The 15,039-nt window shown below is 53.5% G+C and carries 12 protein-coding genes and 1 pseudogene; 10 read left to right on the top strand and 3 right to left on the bottom strand.

Going from position 1 to position 15,039, the window contains the following annotated elements; all coding sequences use genetic code 11:
* Window positions 1-42: 42 nt before the first annotated feature.
* Window positions 43-129: pseudogene (locus QP109_RS09340) on the bottom strand (helix-turn-helix domain-containing protein); the annotation flags it as partial.
* Between the two features lie 469 nt (window positions 130-598).
* On the opposite strand from QP109_RS09340, the gene QP109_RS06035 reads away from it, so the two are divergent.
* The gene (locus QP109_RS06035) at window positions 599-2,971 is read left to right on the top strand and encodes an AAA family ATPase (RefSeq protein WP_285023977.1); all 2,373 of its coding nucleotides are present in this window, start codon (window positions 599-601) and stop codon (window positions 2,969-2,971) included.
* An 898-nt stretch (window positions 2,972-3,869) separates the two neighbouring features.
* Window positions 3,870-4,088, top strand: coding sequence for a hypothetical protein (locus QP109_RS06030; protein ID WP_101627730.1), 219 nt, complete (start codon window positions 3,870-3,872; stop codon window positions 4,086-4,088).
* A 214-nt stretch (window positions 4,089-4,302) separates the two neighbouring features.
* Here QP109_RS06030 and QP109_RS09335 read toward each other — a convergent pair whose 3' ends face one another.
* Window positions 4,303-4,467 carry a hypothetical protein gene (locus tag QP109_RS09335; RefSeq protein ID WP_350224216.1) on the bottom strand — a complete coding sequence of 55 codons (165 nt, stop codon included), beginning with the start codon at window positions 4,465-4,467 and terminating at the stop codon, window positions 4,303-4,305.
* A gap of 45 nt (window positions 4,468-4,512) precedes the next feature.
* Here QP109_RS09335 and QP109_RS09330 point away from each other — a divergent pair, with 45 nt between their 5' ends.
* From QP109_RS09330 to QP109_RS05990, 8 genes are read left to right on the top strand one after another with little or no spacing between them, the layout of a single operon-like run.
* Window positions 4,513-4,659 carry a DUF4357 domain-containing protein gene (locus QP109_RS09330; protein WP_350224217.1) on the top strand — a complete coding sequence of 49 codons (147 nt, stop codon included), beginning with the start codon at window positions 4,513-4,515 and terminating at the stop codon, window positions 4,657-4,659.
* The gene (locus QP109_RS06020; protein WP_285023975.1) at window positions 4,656-7,250 is read left to right on the top strand and encodes a type I restriction-modification system subunit M; all 2,595 of its coding nucleotides are present in this window, start codon (window positions 4,656-4,658) and stop codon (window positions 7,248-7,250) included. The genes QP109_RS09330 and QP109_RS06020 overlap by 4 nt, the downstream gene beginning before the upstream one ends.
* Window position 7,251: 1 nt before the next feature.
* Window positions 7,252-8,409, top strand: a complete 1,158-nt coding sequence (locus tag QP109_RS06015; RefSeq protein ID WP_285023974.1) for a restriction endonuclease subunit S — start codon at window positions 7,252-7,254, stop codon at window positions 8,407-8,409.
* A gap of 9 nt (window positions 8,410-8,418) precedes the next feature.
* On the top strand, window positions 8,419-9,039 hold the full coding sequence (gene fic / locus QP109_RS06010) for a protein adenylyltransferase Fic (RefSeq protein ID WP_285023973.1): 621 nt from the start codon (window positions 8,419-8,421) through the stop codon (window positions 9,037-9,039).
* Window positions 9,032-9,628: a restriction endonuclease subunit S gene (locus tag QP109_RS06005; RefSeq protein WP_285023972.1), complete on the top strand. Its 597-nt coding sequence runs from the start codon at window positions 9,032-9,034 to the stop codon at window positions 9,626-9,628. Before fic ends, QP109_RS06005 begins: the two co-directional genes overlap by 8 nt.
* Window positions 9,625-12,801 carry a type I restriction endonuclease subunit R gene (locus QP109_RS06000; protein ID WP_285023971.1) on the top strand — a complete coding sequence of 1,059 codons (3,177 nt, stop codon included), beginning with the start codon at window positions 9,625-9,627 and terminating at the stop codon, window positions 12,799-12,801. The genes QP109_RS06005 and QP109_RS06000 overlap by 4 nt, the downstream gene beginning before the upstream one ends.
* 46 nt (window positions 12,802-12,847) lie before the next feature.
* Window positions 12,848-13,429 carry a restriction endonuclease subunit S gene (locus QP109_RS05995; RefSeq protein WP_285023970.1) on the top strand — a complete coding sequence of 194 codons (582 nt, stop codon included), beginning with the start codon at window positions 12,848-12,850 and terminating at the stop codon, window positions 13,427-13,429.
* Window positions 13,410-14,336 (top strand): site-specific integrase, encoded by a 927-nt coding sequence (locus tag QP109_RS05990; RefSeq protein ID WP_006681516.1) that lies wholly within the window; start codon window positions 13,410-13,412, stop codon window positions 14,334-14,336. The genes QP109_RS05995 and QP109_RS05990 overlap by 20 nt, the downstream gene beginning before the upstream one ends.
* Here the strand turns inward: QP109_RS05990 and QP109_RS05985 are convergent.
* On the bottom strand, window positions 14,333-14,821 hold the full coding sequence (locus QP109_RS05985; RefSeq protein ID WP_285023969.1) for a restriction endonuclease subunit S domain-containing protein: 489 nt from the start codon (window positions 14,819-14,821) through the stop codon (window positions 14,333-14,335). The genes QP109_RS05990 and QP109_RS05985 overlap by 4 nt on opposite strands.
* Between the last annotated feature and the right edge of the window lie 218 nt (window positions 14,822-15,039).

Raw genomic sequence — 15,039 nt, 5'->3', positions numbered from 1 at the left:
TTGGCCAATAGCAGTATCGCTTTTCAGTAGTCTTCCGATCCTTATGGCGGGGATCTTCTGCCGTTCGATGAGCTTGTAGACCGACGTCTTCGATACGCGCGAGTAGTCCGCGACCTGCGGCACGTCCATGAGACCGTCGGGCAGGTTGTGTGTTTCGGATGTCGAGGAGGCGGCAGATTCCCGTATCCCCGCCACGGCATTCTCGCGGCTTTCGGCATCGCTATCCGATATTCCCCGATGAACCGGGAACGCGTCGCGCGGCATCCGGAGGATGTCGTCTTTCATGGGATGGCCTACCGTTCTTCCGTCTGGCATCTGGCGCCCTCGGGCCGCAACGAGGCCCAAGGAGTCTCATCCTTTCGACGGGACAAGCAGAGAGATACCTGATGGGAGGCGCGTGAGCAAAGCCACGCGGGGCGTTAGGTCACGCTAAAGCTCGCTAAGTCATGACTGGTCGAAAAAACGACTCGGTTACCCATCGCTCATCGCTTTCGCGACTCGGTATAAGTAATGGTTTTTTATAATAGCAAGCAGGAGTCGCAAAACCCATGTTGTGTGCAATGCGCACATGTTCTAGCTGGAAAAGAAGGGAGCTTGAATGGCAAGCAATATTTCCTCGATACTCGGCGTTCATGTATGCAGCGGAGCTTTTGATTCTGGGCATGACATAGACCTCTTTGGAAGCTTGCAGAGTGAAGGAAACAATCCTAAGCCGGTTCGCGCTTCCGTAATCTTCGGCCATAACGGTTCGGGTAAATCTACGATTGCCCGAGAGATTGCAGTGATTAGCCGAGGGGAATCCAACGGTTATCTCTATGACGAGAACAAGAGAGCGTTGTCACTCACTGACAATGAATGTGCTGGCATAAGGGTATTCGACGAGGATTACGTCGAGTCAAAGACCCGAATTAAAGGCGACGGCCTTGACTCAATTGTGATGCTGGGCAAGCAAGTATCGGCAGCCGAAGCTATTGAGGAGACCGAGAAAGGCATCCGAGATGTAACTGCAGAAATAGAAGAGTTAGACAGCAAAATCGCGGAACTTGAAAATGGCTCAAATTCGGTCGACAAATTAGAGAAGAAGGCAAAAGAGAGCGTCAAAAGCGCCGGCTGGGCAGAACGCTGCCAGAAAATTACCGGAAAGAAATCAAATCTTAACAAAAACTCCTGGTCAGACGTGCAAAACGCCAACACAGAAGAAACTAGGGAGACGCTAGGGCAGAGGTTTGCAGTCAAGCTCAGCATCTTTGAGAAAGCCAGGGCAGCTGGGCAAGACGAGATTAGCCCCGTTCCTTCCATCGACATCGCACCATACGATGAGGGCTATCTAACGGAGCTACTCAGCAGACAGATTGACAATCCGGAACTTTCTGAACGAGAGCAGAGAATTCTCGAGCTAGTGAAGAACGACAACCAGACTATTGTCGATACCGCCGTAAGCGTCTTTTCGTCGGAAGGCACACACATATGCCCGATGTGCCAGCAGGAGGTTTCTCGGGAGCACAAAGAATCAATCGTTGCAAGCATCCACAAGGTTCTTAATAAAGCCGTTGAGGAATTCAGGGCCGAACTCTCGAAAGCGTCTCTCCCTCGCCTAGTCGAGACTGTCGATATTCCAGACCAGGTCACCGAATCAGCGAAAGCCGACTTGAAAGATGCTCTTCGTGAGGCAAATCGTCTTGTAAACGAATACAATTTGCGCATTGAGCTCCGCAAGGCAAACATCTATACGGCTCAAACCGCAGGTGTATTGGGCTTGGATGCGGCGCTGAAAAAGCTCGAGGTTGCGGTCGAGAGCGTAAACTCCGAAATCGAATCTATCAACGGTGCCATCAAAGATAGAAATACCTTAGAGAAGGACCTCTTGAGGCTTAACGATGAGATAAGTCGAACTGACGCATGCCAGGACATCGAGTCCTGGCATGCGGCGGAAGGCGACCTCGCAAAGTCTAGGGATGCTAAGAGAGAAAAGCTGGCAGAGCACAGGCGGCTTCTATCGGAAAAGCAGCAACAAGAAGCGGCATTAAAGCAAATCGACATTGCAGTTGACGTCATCAACTCGTATCTCGCGAATGTGTACTTCGATTCCGACAGGTTCAAGCTCGTACTGGATGGCGAACAATACAAAGTGCTGTCCCATGGACAGTCAGTTGCCCCGGACAATATTTCGACTGGCGAGAGAAATGTCCTGGCTCTTTGCTACTTCTTTACGGAAAGCGGGGAAGGTAAGGAACAAGGACACGCTGACGATGATCCTCAGTATGTTGTTCTCGACGACCCGATATCGAGCTTCGACATGGAGAACAGGGTTGGTGTCTGCTCGCTCATTCGTGAACGAGCAGAATGCATACTTCAGTCAAATGACGAGAGCAAAATTACGGTATTCACGCATGACTCCAGTGTTACGCATGACCTGCAGAAGGTGTTTGATGACATACGTTTGCTTACGATGTCAAAGAGCTTCGCATACAACACCCGTAAACTTGTTGGCACCGCCACCGAAGCCGTCACTAAGGGAACGGAGTATGCAGCCCTCCTGAATAGGGCCTATCGTTTCGCAAACTCGACGACGGAGGATTTGGACGAGTCGTATGTCATCGGCAACATCCTGAGAAGAATCGTTGAGGGCTATGGCACATTCAACTACGGAATAGGAGTGGAGGAGCTCTTTAGAGATCAAGACCTCGCCAGTCGACTTGGACCGCATCTTCCCTATATAAAAAACGCCATGTACCGTCTAATGCTGAATGATGAGAGCCATCTAAAGGACAGGGTGAGCACAATGAACCCCTCCGATAGATTTGAGCGATTCAGTTACGAAAACAAAAGAAGCTGTGCGCAATGCGTCTTGCTGATGCTCTACACATTAGATCAAACCCATGTGAAACGGCAGCTAAAAGATGTCTCTATCACAGAGCTGCAGGGACGAATTGCGGCGTGGGGATCGAGGGTTTCGGGTCAGTCTGCATAGTCGGTATTGACGCATGTAGTCACTTGCTAAGTCCAGATCAACATTTCCCCAGCTCAGGGCTGTCACTCTTCACTCGGAATTTGTCACTCTTGGGTCGGGGAGCACCCCGCCCCGTCGGCGCTTCTTTCGCCCATGTAGTCAGTTGCGCGCAACCGAACTGCGTTTCCGCAGGTCAGACGTGTCACTCTTCGGTCGGGTGAAAATACTCTCCCCAGGTGACTACATCGCATGTAGTTAGTGCTGACTACAGGGTGACTACACGGTTTTCGCGATAGTAGAGTAGAGGGAATCCCAGCTCACCCGCCCCGCTGACTACATCAAAACGTGCCATGCAACGATTGAGTGGGAGTAGACGAACACTTGTCGCACCTATTGAGCAGGGTCATATCTGGTAGTCAGTTATATTCAATTGAAGACAGAATATGAGATAGTCACCTGCTGAAACAGGGGATAAATGTGAAGCAGAGACCTCGGAAACAAGTGTTCCGGGGTCTTTCTTTCGTCGAATAGCCGAATACAATTTTAGGCTTAAACGACAAACCTGTTGGTTTGGTGGGGGCTTTTTGTTGTGTTGGCGAGGTTTTGCGGGTGTTGGAGTTGGTCTGACTGGGACGTTGAGGCTGAAGCCATGTTCGTTTGCGTGTGAGTCCATCGCTTGCCCTCCTTTGAGCGGGGCTGCCGCTCCTTGTGACTAAGGGTGCGTGATTGTGCCCTAGTGGGCAAGCTGGTTTTGCGGGCGATAGGAGGGGGTTATTGCGCCGCGAATTTCTAACGCGCTCTAAGGCGCGCTAAGGCGTGGAAAGCGCTCGTCGCCGAATTTCGCGCTTACGATGTTGTTCGGTGTTCGTTTTGAGTTAAAATATCTTGTATTGCAAAAGTAATGTTTCGGGAGCATTCAATGAGTTATATAGAGCTAGTGAAGAACGGCGCTGATCCTACCGAAATACAGCAATACCTCGCACAAGGCGAGCAGGTTGCCATTACCATCAGGCTTCCCGAGAACCTACGTGATGCTGCAAAGGCCGCAGCTGCACTCCAAGGGACGAACTTCAGTGCGATGGTCCGAGCCGGGCTTATCGCACAACTTGCTGATTGGGCTGAGGAGGTGACACGATGATTAGCCTCGAAATCGGCACAATACAGCTCATCGGAGGCGATCCCGACGGCATTCGCGTCTGCCGTGTCGAGGGTGGGTCTCTGGTGGCCAGCGTTATCCCCAGGGATAAGTTCCTAGAGACCAAACAATTGCCGGATATCCCGCCTCGAGGAATCTACTACCTTCTCGATGAAGGCCACGGGAACCTAAACCGCGTTTACGCGGGCCAGACAACTCAAAGCGTGACCCGATTGGACGCGCACAAGGCAAGGAAATCATCCTGGAACAGGGCCATCATATTCTTGGACGACGAGGCCAGCATCGACAGAGGTGTTCTCGACGCTCTTGAGGCAACATCGATTTCTTCCATCACTTCCCACGGCTCATACGAAACGGACAACGCGAACATTCCTCACCCCCAGACAAGCCCTGACAAAGAGGAATCATGCCCCTCGAAGACGATCTTGAATTCAATTCTCCCAGTGCCACTGCCGTATTCGCGTTGGGCGGAAGGCAAAACGGCTGGACAGAAGGGGTAAACAACAACGGCAACACACTAGAGTCGTCTACAGGAAAGAAATGGAGTAAATGAACAAGCAACAGCTCGCATCGAAGATCTGGGAGTCAGCCAACAAGATGCGCTCCAAGATCGAGGCCAACGAGTACAAGGACTACATCCTGGGCTTCATCTTCTATAAGTTCCTGTCAGAAACAGAGATTCGCTGGTGCAAAGCGCGTGACTTCGAGGACGAGGACATCCGAGCGCTTTCCGAGGACGACCGCGAGACCGTTGAGTACATTCGGGAGAACATCGGCTACTTCATCGGACACGAGAGCCTCTTCTCCACCTGGCTGTCCGAGGACTTCGCAGACACAAGTCGTAAATTCTCCGTCGACGACGTGCGAACCTCCATCTCGGCCTTCAATCGCAACATTAACCCGGCTCACAAGAAAGTGTTCGAGGGTATCTTCGAGACTCTTGAGACCGGCCTGTCCAAGCTCGGCGAGAACGCCGCCGCTCAAACGAAGGCCATCCGTGACCTGCTGGACACTATCAAGGATATCCCCATGGACGGCCGTGCTGACTACGACGTCCTGGGCTTCATTTACGAATATCTCATTTCCAACTTCGCCGCGAACGCCGGCAAGAAGGCCGGCGAGTTCTACACGCCTCACGAAGTTAGTCAGCTGATGAGCGAGATTGTGGCTGACCACTGTAGGGAGAAGAGCGAGATTTCTATCTACGACCCGACCTCTGGCTCCGGCTCTTTGCTCATTAACATCGGTAAGGCCGTCGCCAAGCGCGTGGGCAGCTCGGACGGCATCAAGTACTTCGCCCAGGAGCTCAAGGAGAACACCTACAACCTCACGCGCATGAACCTAATCATGCGTGGCATCCTGCCCTCAAACATCACCGCGCGAAATGGCGACACCCTGGAAGATGACTGGCCCTACTTCGACGAGTCAGACCCTGCGGGTACTTACACCCCGCTCTATGTGGACGCGGTTGTCTCTAACCCGCCGTATTCCCAGCGCTGGGACCCTACCGACAAGGACGTTGATCCGCGCTATGCATACGGTTTAGCTCCCAAAAGCAAAGCAGATTATGCATTCCTCCTGCATGACCTCTACCACCTGCGCCCCGAGGGCATCATGTGCATCGTTCTGCCCCATGGCGTGTTATTCCGCGGTGGCGAGGAGGGCCAGATCAGGCGCAACCTGTTGGAGAACCGCCATATCCAAGCCATCATCGGTCTGCCGGCCAATATCTTCTTCGGAACCGGTATCCCCACAATCATCATGGTGTTGCGCCAGAAGCGCGACGAGTCCGATGTGCTGATCGTGGACGCCTCCAAGGGCTTTGAGAAGGTCGGCAAGAACAACAAACTGCGCGCGTGTGACATCAAGCGAATCTCTGACGTCGTGTGTGAGCGTAAGAGCGTCGAAGGCTTCAGCCGTCTCGTCTCTCTTGATGAGATCCGCTCCAACGACTACAACCTGAATATCCCGCGCTATGTGGACTCGTCGGATAGACCCGAGAGCTGGGACATCTACGCGAGCATGTTTGGCGGGATTCCCGCTAGTGAAGTCGATGAGCTTGAGCGGTATTGGAACGCTTGGCCGAGTCTGCGCGACCAGCTCTTCGCGGGCGACGGCGCGTACGTGATGCCTACTGTGGAGGACGTCCGTGCGGCGATTGAGGCAAATCCCGATGTGGCGGCGTACCGCGAGTCGTTCAACGCATGCGTGGCCCCCGTCATCGACTGGGTTCACGATGCGCTTATCTCCGACCCGTGCGCGGTAGATGCCGCAAGGATGGAGCAGTCGATCGCCTCCAAGCTGTTCGAGGCTCTCGAAGGCATCGAGCTTGCCGATCCGTATGCTGCGTACCAGGCGCTTGACGACACATGGACAGCGAATGTATCTCTCGACCTGGAGGTGCTCCAAACCGAAGGCATGTCCGCCGCCACCAAGGTCGACCCGCGCATGGCGATCAAGAAGAAGAACAACAAGGAAGTCGAGGTTCAAGACGGCTGGGAGGGGCGCGTTATCCCGTTCTATCTGATCGAGGCGACGCTGCTCAAGGATCAATCCGATGCGATCAAGGCACTAGAAGAACAGCTGAGCGCATGCACGTCCGACATCGACCAAAGCGCCGAGGAGCTCTCCGAAGAGGAGCGCGAGGCCCTCTCGGAGGCGCTCGACGACGACAACGCGGCATGGAAGGCCACCGAGGTCAAGAAACTCGCGAAGGCTCTTGCCGCGGAGGCCAAAACAGATCCCGAGCTCAGGGGCTATGCCGCAACGCTGAAACGCGTCCAAGATCTCATCGATGAACAGAAGAAGCTCAAGGGTCAGATCAAGACTGCCGGGGCCGAGCTTCACGCATCATGCAAGGAGACCATTGAAGCGTTGACTGACGAGCAAGTCCGAGAGCTTCTCTCCAAGAAATGGATTGCGCCGTTCGCAAACGCCGTGTACGGAATGCCAAGCGTCCTCGTTGATGACCTGGCCTCGAAGGTAGACGCCCTCAGCTCCAAATACGAAACGACGCTGAAAGACCTCAGCGAGCAGATCGAGGCGAGCGAGAGGGAGCTTTCCACCATGATCGACAACCTGGTGGGAGACGAGTTCGACATGGCCGGATTGGCTGAGCTTCAGAAGCTCCTTGGTGGTGAGTAGCGTGGAGAGTAGAAAACCAAAGATCAGGTTCAAGGGTTTCACTGACCCTTGGGAACAGCGTAAGTTCTCAGAAATCGCTCACCGCTCGTCTAATGCATCAAGTGATCCGACTCTTTTGAATGTCGAATATGACGACATCGTATCGAGCCAAGGCATCTTGAACAAAGATTTGAACGATAAAGCTGGGAGGAAGTCCGGGCTATTGTTTGAGCCAGGTGATGTTCTTTACGGCAAGTTACGTCCATATCTTCAAAATTGGCTTCTACCTGCATTTACGGGTATAGCAGTTGGTGACTGGTGGGTTTTGAAACCCGATGAGGTTACATCTAATTATCTTTATACGATGGTAAAAAGCGAGGCGTTTTCTGCTGTTGCAAATGTCTCGGCTGGATCAAAGATGCCTCGCGCGGACTGGAGCTTGGTCTCGGAAACTGAGTTTTCTATACCGGCTAGTTCGAACGAGCAGGAAGCCATCGGCTCTTTCTTCTCACAACTCGACCACCTCATCACCCTTCATCAGCGTAAGTTGAACGCACTGAAAAATGTGAAGAAATCTCTCCTTGAGAAGATGTTTCCGAAACCCGGCGAGTTTGTGCCAGAAATACGCTTCGAGGGTTTCACTGACCCTTGGGAACAGCGTAAGTTCTCAGAAATCGCTCACCGCTCGTCTAATGCATCAAGTGATCCGACTCTTTTGAATGTCGAATATGACGACATCGTATCGAGCCAAGGCATCTTGAACAAAGATTTGAACGATAAAGCTGGGAGGAAGTCCGGGCTATTGTTTGAGCCAGGTGATGTTCTTTACGGCAAGTTACGTCCATATCTTCAAAATTGGCTTCTACCTGCATTTACGGGTATAGCAGTTGGTGACTGGTGGGTTTTGAAACCCGATGAGGTTACATCTAATTATCTTTATACGATGGTAAAAAGCGAGGCGTTTTCTGCTGTTGCAAATGTCTCGGCTGGATCAAAGATGCCTCGCGCGGACTGGAGCTTGGTCTCGGAAACTGAGTTTTCTATACCGGCTAGTTCGAACGAGCAGGAAGCCATCGGCTCTTTCTTCTCACAACTCGACCACCTCATCACCCTTCATCAGCGTAAGTTGAACGCACTGAAAAATGTGAAGAAATCTCTCCTTGAGAAGATGTTTGTTTAGGAGATACGTATGGCACTAGAGAATATATTGGGCCTCACGGATCAGGCAGAGCTTGCTCGCAAGGAAGAACGTCTCAGCAAGATACGTGCGCTTGAGCTTTTCGAAAAAGGCCTGCTCGACAAGCTCACTGCGGGCTCAGTGGAGAGCTTGTTCAAGATACATGGGTACCTTTTTCAGGATGTTTATCCATTTGCCGGCAAGATTCGCACGGTGAACATTGCTAAGGGCGGTTTTCGATTCGCTCCCCTTATGTATCTTAAGTCAAGCTTGGATTCGATCGAAAAGATGCCCCAGTCTACCTTCGATGAGATCGTGGACAAATACGTCGAGATGAACATCGCTCATCCCTTTAGGGAAGGAAACGGCAGGAGCGCGCGAATCTGGCTCGACCTCATTCTCAAAACGGAACTGGGAGAGGTTGTCGACTGGAGCAAGGTAGACAAGGAAGACTACCTACTTGCCATGGAGAGAAGCCCTGTTCGCGCCATTGAGATCAAGCATGTCCTGAAATCCGCGCTCACGACGGCGATTGACGACCGAGAAGTGTTCATGAAGGGCATCGACGCGAGCTACCACTACGAGGGATATTACGTTTATAAAACTGAAGACTTGGGCCTTTCGAATGAATAAGACCCGAGTTAAACATTCAGCTTGGGAACAGCGTAAGTTGGGGGATTTTGGATCATTTGGAGGTGGACATACGCCCTCGATGGCTAACCCTGCGAACTATAACGGCGGCTCGATTCTTTGGGTTACATCGCAGGATGTGAAGCAGCATTACCTTGACGATACGACAACGAAGATCACCGAAGCGGGCGCATCGGAGCTCAAGCTATACCCTGAGGGCTCGCTTGTTATGGTCACGCGAAGCGGCATACTCCGGCACACCCTTCCCATTGCTGAGCTGCGCAAACCTTCTACGGTCAATCAGGATATTCGTGTCATTCAACCGAATTCAAAGTGCATTGGGCCATGGCTTCTGCAGCACTTCATAGTCCACAACGAAAGCCTGCTGCGAGACTACGGGAAGACGGGGACGACCGTAGAAAGCGTTGACTTCTCGAAGATGAAGGAGATGCCTTTGTTGGCTCCCTCGCTTCCCGAGCAGGCCGCCATCGGCACCTTCTTCTCCCGCCTCGACCGCCTCATCACCCTTCATCAGCGTGCGCGAAATACGACGCACCCCCACGCTCTATCACCAGAAAAGGAGGCAGCATGATTTTCGAGAACGAAGCCCAGTTCGAAGAGGCGCTCATCGCCAATCTCAAGAACAACGGCTGGGATGACAAGGACGGAGTTCTCTGGAACCCCACCGAGAAGCAGCTCGTAGACAACTGGGCCTCCATTATCTTCGAGAACAACAACAACATCGATCGTCTGAACGGCTGTCCCCTTACTGACTCTGAGATGGCGCAAATCCTGGAGCAGGTGGCATCCCTGCGAACCCCGCTGAAACTCAACGCTTTCATCAACGGCAAGACCGTGGCCATTACGCGAGACAATGCAGACGATAAGCTCCACTGTGGCAAGGAGGTCTCCCTCAAGATCTTCCATGCGCAGGAGATTGCCAGTGGCCAGACGCGGTACCAGATTGCACAGCAGCCCCAGTTCACCACGTCGAGCAAACTGACAGGTGTCCGCCGTGGCGACGTGATGCTGCTCATTAACGGCATGCCGGTGATCCACATCGAGCTCAAGCGCACGGGCGTCCCTGCGAGCCAGGCCGTCAATCAGATCGGCAAGTACCTGCACGAGGGAGTCTTCACCGGCATTTTCTCCTTGGTCCAGGTGTTCGTCGCCATGAACCCTGAAGAGATGCTCTATTTCGCCTCCCCCGGCACCGGAGGGAAGGTCAATGAGCGTTTCTGTTTCCATTGGGCGGACTTCAACAACGAACCCGTCAACGATTGGAAGACCATCGCCTCTAAATTCCTCTCGATTCCCGAAGCGCACCAGCTCATCGGCTCCTACACTGTCGCCGACGAGTCCGACGGCGCGCTCAAGGTCATGCGCAGCTACCAGCTTTACGCGGCGCGTGCGATTTCCGACCGCGTTGCCAAGGTGAACGCTCGCAAGCAATGGGGCATGCCGGGCATTCGCGGCGGGTACATCTGGCACACCACGGGCTCTGGAAAGACCATGACAAGCTTCAAGAGTGCGCAGCTCATCGCCAATTCTAGAAAGGCTGACAAGGTGGTCTTCCTCATGGACCGCATCGAGCTGGGAACCCAGAGCCTCGCCGAGTACCGTGCGTTCGCAGCAGCCGACGATGCTGTGCAGGGCACGGAGAACACCGCGGAGCTACGCAGCCGGCTCAAGAGTAGCTCCGTCAACGACATGCTGATTGTCACCTCCATCCAGAAGATGAGCCTTATCCGCTCCGAGGAGGGCGGTATCACCGATTCCGACCTGGAGCAGATGAGGGGCAAGCGCATCGTGTTCATCATCGACGAATGCCATCGCTCGACCTTCGGCGACATGCTACGCACGATCAAGAACACTTTCCCCGACGCCCTGTTCTTCGGGTTCACGGGCACTCCCATCCACGAGGAGAACGCAAAGAAGATGTCCACCACCACGGATGTCTTCGGCGATGAGCTACACCGCTACAGCATCGCTGACGGCATTCGCGACGGCAACGTGCTGGGATTCGACCCCTACATGGTGTGCACCTTCAAGGACGCCTCCGTGCGCGAGGCGGTGGCGCTGAATAAAGCCAAGGCGGACAGCGTTGGCGACGTTCTCTTGGACGACCGCAAGAGCAAGGTTTACTACTACTGGATGGATACGTCCAAGGTTGGCATGGGCGACGTCAACGACAAGCCCGGTTCCGAGAAGCACGGCATCGAGCACTTCGTGCCATCTGTTCAGTACCAGGACGACGAGCACCGCAGGAAGGTGGTGGAGGACATCCTGTCCGGCTGGGAGCGCATCTCCCATGGCGGCAAGTTCCATGGGATCCTGGCCACCAGCTCCATCGCCGAGGCTATCGAGTACTTCAGGATGTTCAGGGACGAGGTCCCGCAGCTCAAGGTCACGGCGCTCTTCGACCCGAACATCGACAATTCGGGCGACAAGGCGATAAACAAGGAGGAGGGCCTCAAGGAGATTATTGAGCATTACAACGCCACATACGGCAAGGAGTACACGATACCGACCCACGCGGCCATGAAGAAGGACATGGCCGCGCGCCTGGCCCACAAGAAACCGCATCTCAACGTTGAAAACCATCCCGAAGAGAGGATCGACGTCCTCATTGTGGTGGACCAGATGCTCACCGGATTCGACTCCAAGTGGATAAACATCCTCTATCTGGACAAGCTCATCGACTACGCCCTGCTCATCCAGGCGTTCAGCCGTACCAACCGCCTGTTCGCGGGCGACGAGAAGCCCTTCGGTATCATCCGTTATTACCGCAAGCCCCACACTATGCGTCGCAACATCGAGGAGGCGGTGAAGCTCTATTCCGGGGACAAGCCATTCGGCCTGTTCGCCAGCAAGCTACCCGAGAACATGGCCAAGTGCAACGAGCTGTTCGCCCAGATGGAAGCCGTCTTCAAGGAAAGCGGGAGCGAGGACTTCAGTACTCTGCCCGAGAGTGACGCGGCCAAGGCGAAGTTCGCCGAGCTGTTCAACGAGTTCCACGAGCATCTTGAGGCTGCCAAGGTGCAGGGCTTCTCCTGGGGCGATGCTGAGGTTTTCGGAGATCAGGACCCCGATACCGGAACAATCCAGACGGTCGAAGTCGTGTTCGACGAGAGTCGCTTCAACGCATTGGTCCAAAGGTACAAGGAACTGAGCACGAGAATCGATCCTTCCGAGGACGGAACAGCGCCTGTTGCCCCGTTCGACATCAAGGGCTATCTCACCGAGATCGACACCGGGCTTATCGACACCCAGTACATGAACGAGAACTTCACCAAGTGGCTCAAGGCTCTCGAGCAGGGAGATGTCTCGCCCGAGGAGCTCGATGCTCTCTACGCGAACCTCCATCGTACCTTCGCTACGTTGTCCCAGGAGGACCAGGGGTTTGCGGAACTCTTCATCCACGACATCCAGTCCGGAGAGGTCTCGGTCGAGCCGGGAATGACGCTCAGGGACTACATCACCCGCTACGCCCAGCGCGCCCGGAAGAAGCAGGTCGCCAAGCTCGTCGAAGCCATCGGCGTTGACGAGGAGCAGCTTGAGGCCATGATGAGGCTTAACATCAACGAAGCCAATATTAACGACTTCGGAAGATTCAAGGCGCTTGTGGACACCGTTGACAAGGCTAAGGCTCGGACATACTTCGAGAGCGTCGAGGGAACAAAGATCCCTCCCTTCAAGGTTAATGCCAGGGTCGACAAGCTGCTGAGGAGCTTCCTCGAGTCCGGTGGCTTCGACATCGCATGACACGTCAGGTAATCGCCTGAGGCCGGGATACGCTCCCGGCCTTTTCATGCCAGCTTGGGAACAGCGTAAGTTGGGTGAGCTGATGGACGTAGCCTCAGTTCGTCGGGTTCATCAAGAGGACTGGACAGATGAGGGCGTTCGCTTCTTGCGGGCGCGCGATCTTGTTGCTTTCGCGAAGAATGAGCCTATCGATGATCCTCTTTTCATCTCGAAAGAGATGTATCAGGAATACTCCGCCCAGTCAGGCAAGGTTTCCGTGGGAGATCTCTTGGTTACGGGAGTCGGAACAATAGGGGTTCCATGGCTTGTGACCAGCGAAAACCCAACCTACTTCAAAGATGGGAACATCATCTGGTTTAAGAATGCAGGCGAGATAGATGGCGAATTCTTCTACCACAGCTTCATTGCTGGCACCATCCAAAGCTTCATCAATGAGGCGGCTGGCATCGGAACCGTTGGCACTTACACTATCGAGACGGGAAAGAAGACACCAATCTGGCTGCCAGCAAAACAAGAGCAGTGCTGCATTTCGGCATTCATGACACGTCTCGACGCCCTCATCACCCTTCATCAGCGTGAGCCACCTCGCATGATGAAAGAGGGTAAAAATGCCAATCAGTATCAATGAAGAGTCGCTTTTCTGCGATTACTACTCGCAATGGATTAGCGTCTACAAAGAAGGGGCCATCCGTGAGGTCACCATGGGAAAGTACCGTCTCACGCAGTCTTGGCTAGCCAAACTGATTCCAGACCTGAAGATAAAAGATCTGGACCGGACCTCGTACCAGCAGCTCATCAATGGTTACGCAGAGCACCACGAACGCCAGACAACCATGGACTTCCACCATCAGCTTAAGGGGGCGATCCTTGACGCAGTTGACGAAGGATTCATTCCCCGCGACCCTACGCGCAAGGCTATTATTAAAGGAAAACAGCCGCGTGCGAAAAAGATCAAGTATCTCAATCAGTTTGAGCTTCATGCCATGCTCGGCGACCTTGATTTATCAGGCGGGCCGAGTTGGGATTGGCTTATTCTCGTAGTCGCTAAAACGGGCCTTCGCTTCTCCGAAGCCCTTGGGCTTACCCCCGAAGACTTTGACTTCGCTCATCAAACGCTTTCGGTGAACAAGACCTGGGATTACAAGAACGGCGGTGGATTCGTCCCCACGAAAAACGCCTCCTCGGTGCGGAAGGTTCAACTCGACTGGCAACTCATCATGCAACTTTCTGGGTTGCTCAAAGATCTTCCGCCGACTGAGCCCATATTTGCGAAGGGAAAGGTCTATAACTCGACGGCTAACAGCGTTTTAGCGCGCCACTGCAAAAATGTTGGCGTGCCTGCCATATCCGTCCACGGGCTGCGGCATACGCATGCATCACTTTTGCTGTTCGCTGGCGTATCCATCGCCAGCGTATCCCGAAGGCTCGGGCATGCAAGCATGACCACCACTCAGGAAACCTATCTGCACGTCATCCAAGAGCTCGAGAACAAGGACATTGACATCGTCATGAGGGCTCTTTCGACTCTTATTTAACCTGTATCAGCAAATCGTGGCTCACGCTGATGAAGGGTGATGAGACGGTCTAACTGCGTGAGAGTGCCCCCGATAACCTCTTGCTCGGCTAGACACGGAACCGAAATAGATTCGCGCATGAGATCATCAGGAACCAATTCGTTCATCATGGTTCCACTCTTTGTAACCTTAACGAGGATGGGTCTCATCGTCTCTTCGCGCGGAATATAGTATTTCCAGAAGCTATAACACTGCTTGACGATGGGCCTCAGACACGAAAATCGCGGTGACATAAGCCCGTCACCTGCGTCGTTAAGGACAAAGCGCCCATAGGCGTGCACTTTATTAGCATGGCCCTCGAAGGCGATATCCCCAACTCGAATGACTTTGTAGTTGCCTAACGAACCGTCGGACGCACCGTTTCCGCCATTGAAAGTCATCGTCGCAATGGAAAGCGTCCTATCGTATCCATACTCACAATTGGCATTCCGCTCGTTGTTGGCCACGTACAAATCAGAGAACTTACGCTGTTCCCAAGCTGGCGTTGAAGGCGATTGTCGCTGTGTGCTCTCAGCATCTCGAGTTACCGTGAATTCGTGAATTGCTAATAATCCTTCAATAGCTTTGCAGGCACTAGCGACCATCGCTAGGGAAGTGAAACATCTTTCACTGAATTTGAAGTTTCGGGTATTAACCCCGGTTTTTGGGGAAGAGCCTCTGTGAA

The organism is Pauljensenia sp. UMB9872 (assembly GCF_030212665.1).
Taxonomy (GTDB): domain Bacteria; phylum Actinomycetota; class Actinomycetes; order Actinomycetales; family Actinomycetaceae; genus Pauljensenia; species Pauljensenia turicensis_B.
This window is presented reverse-complemented; position numbering and strand designations above follow the sequence as displayed.

Excerpts from the sequence above, each read along its gene's own strand:
- QP109_RS06035 (WP_285023977.1), top strand. The coding sequence starts at position 599 with ATGGCAAGCAATATTTCCTCGATACTCGGCGTTCATGTATGCAGCGGA.
- QP109_RS06030 (WP_101627730.1), top strand. The coding sequence starts at position 3,870 with ATGAGTTATATAGAGCTAGTGAAGAACGGCGCTGATCCTACCGAAATA.
- QP109_RS09330 (WP_350224217.1), top strand. The coding sequence starts at position 4,513 with ATGCCCCTCGAAGACGATCTTGAATTCAATTCTCCCAGTGCCACTGCC.
- QP109_RS06020 (WP_285023975.1), top strand. The coding sequence starts at position 4,656 with ATGAACAAGCAACAGCTCGCATCGAAGATCTGGGAGTCAGCCAACAAG.
- fic (WP_285023973.1), top strand. The coding sequence starts at position 8,419 with ATGGCACTAGAGAATATATTGGGCCTCACGGATCAGGCAGAGCTTGCT.
- QP109_RS06005 (WP_285023972.1), top strand. The coding sequence starts at position 9,032 with ATGAATAAGACCCGAGTTAAACATTCAGCTTGGGAACAGCGTAAGTTG.
- QP109_RS06000 (WP_285023971.1), top strand. The coding sequence starts at position 9,625 with ATGATTTTCGAGAACGAAGCCCAGTTCGAAGAGGCGCTCATCGCCAAT.
- QP109_RS05995 (WP_285023970.1), top strand. The coding sequence starts at position 12,848 with ATGCCAGCTTGGGAACAGCGTAAGTTGGGTGAGCTGATGGACGTAGCC.
- QP109_RS05990 (WP_006681516.1), top strand. The coding sequence starts at position 13,410 with ATGCCAATCAGTATCAATGAAGAGTCGCTTTTCTGCGATTACTACTCG.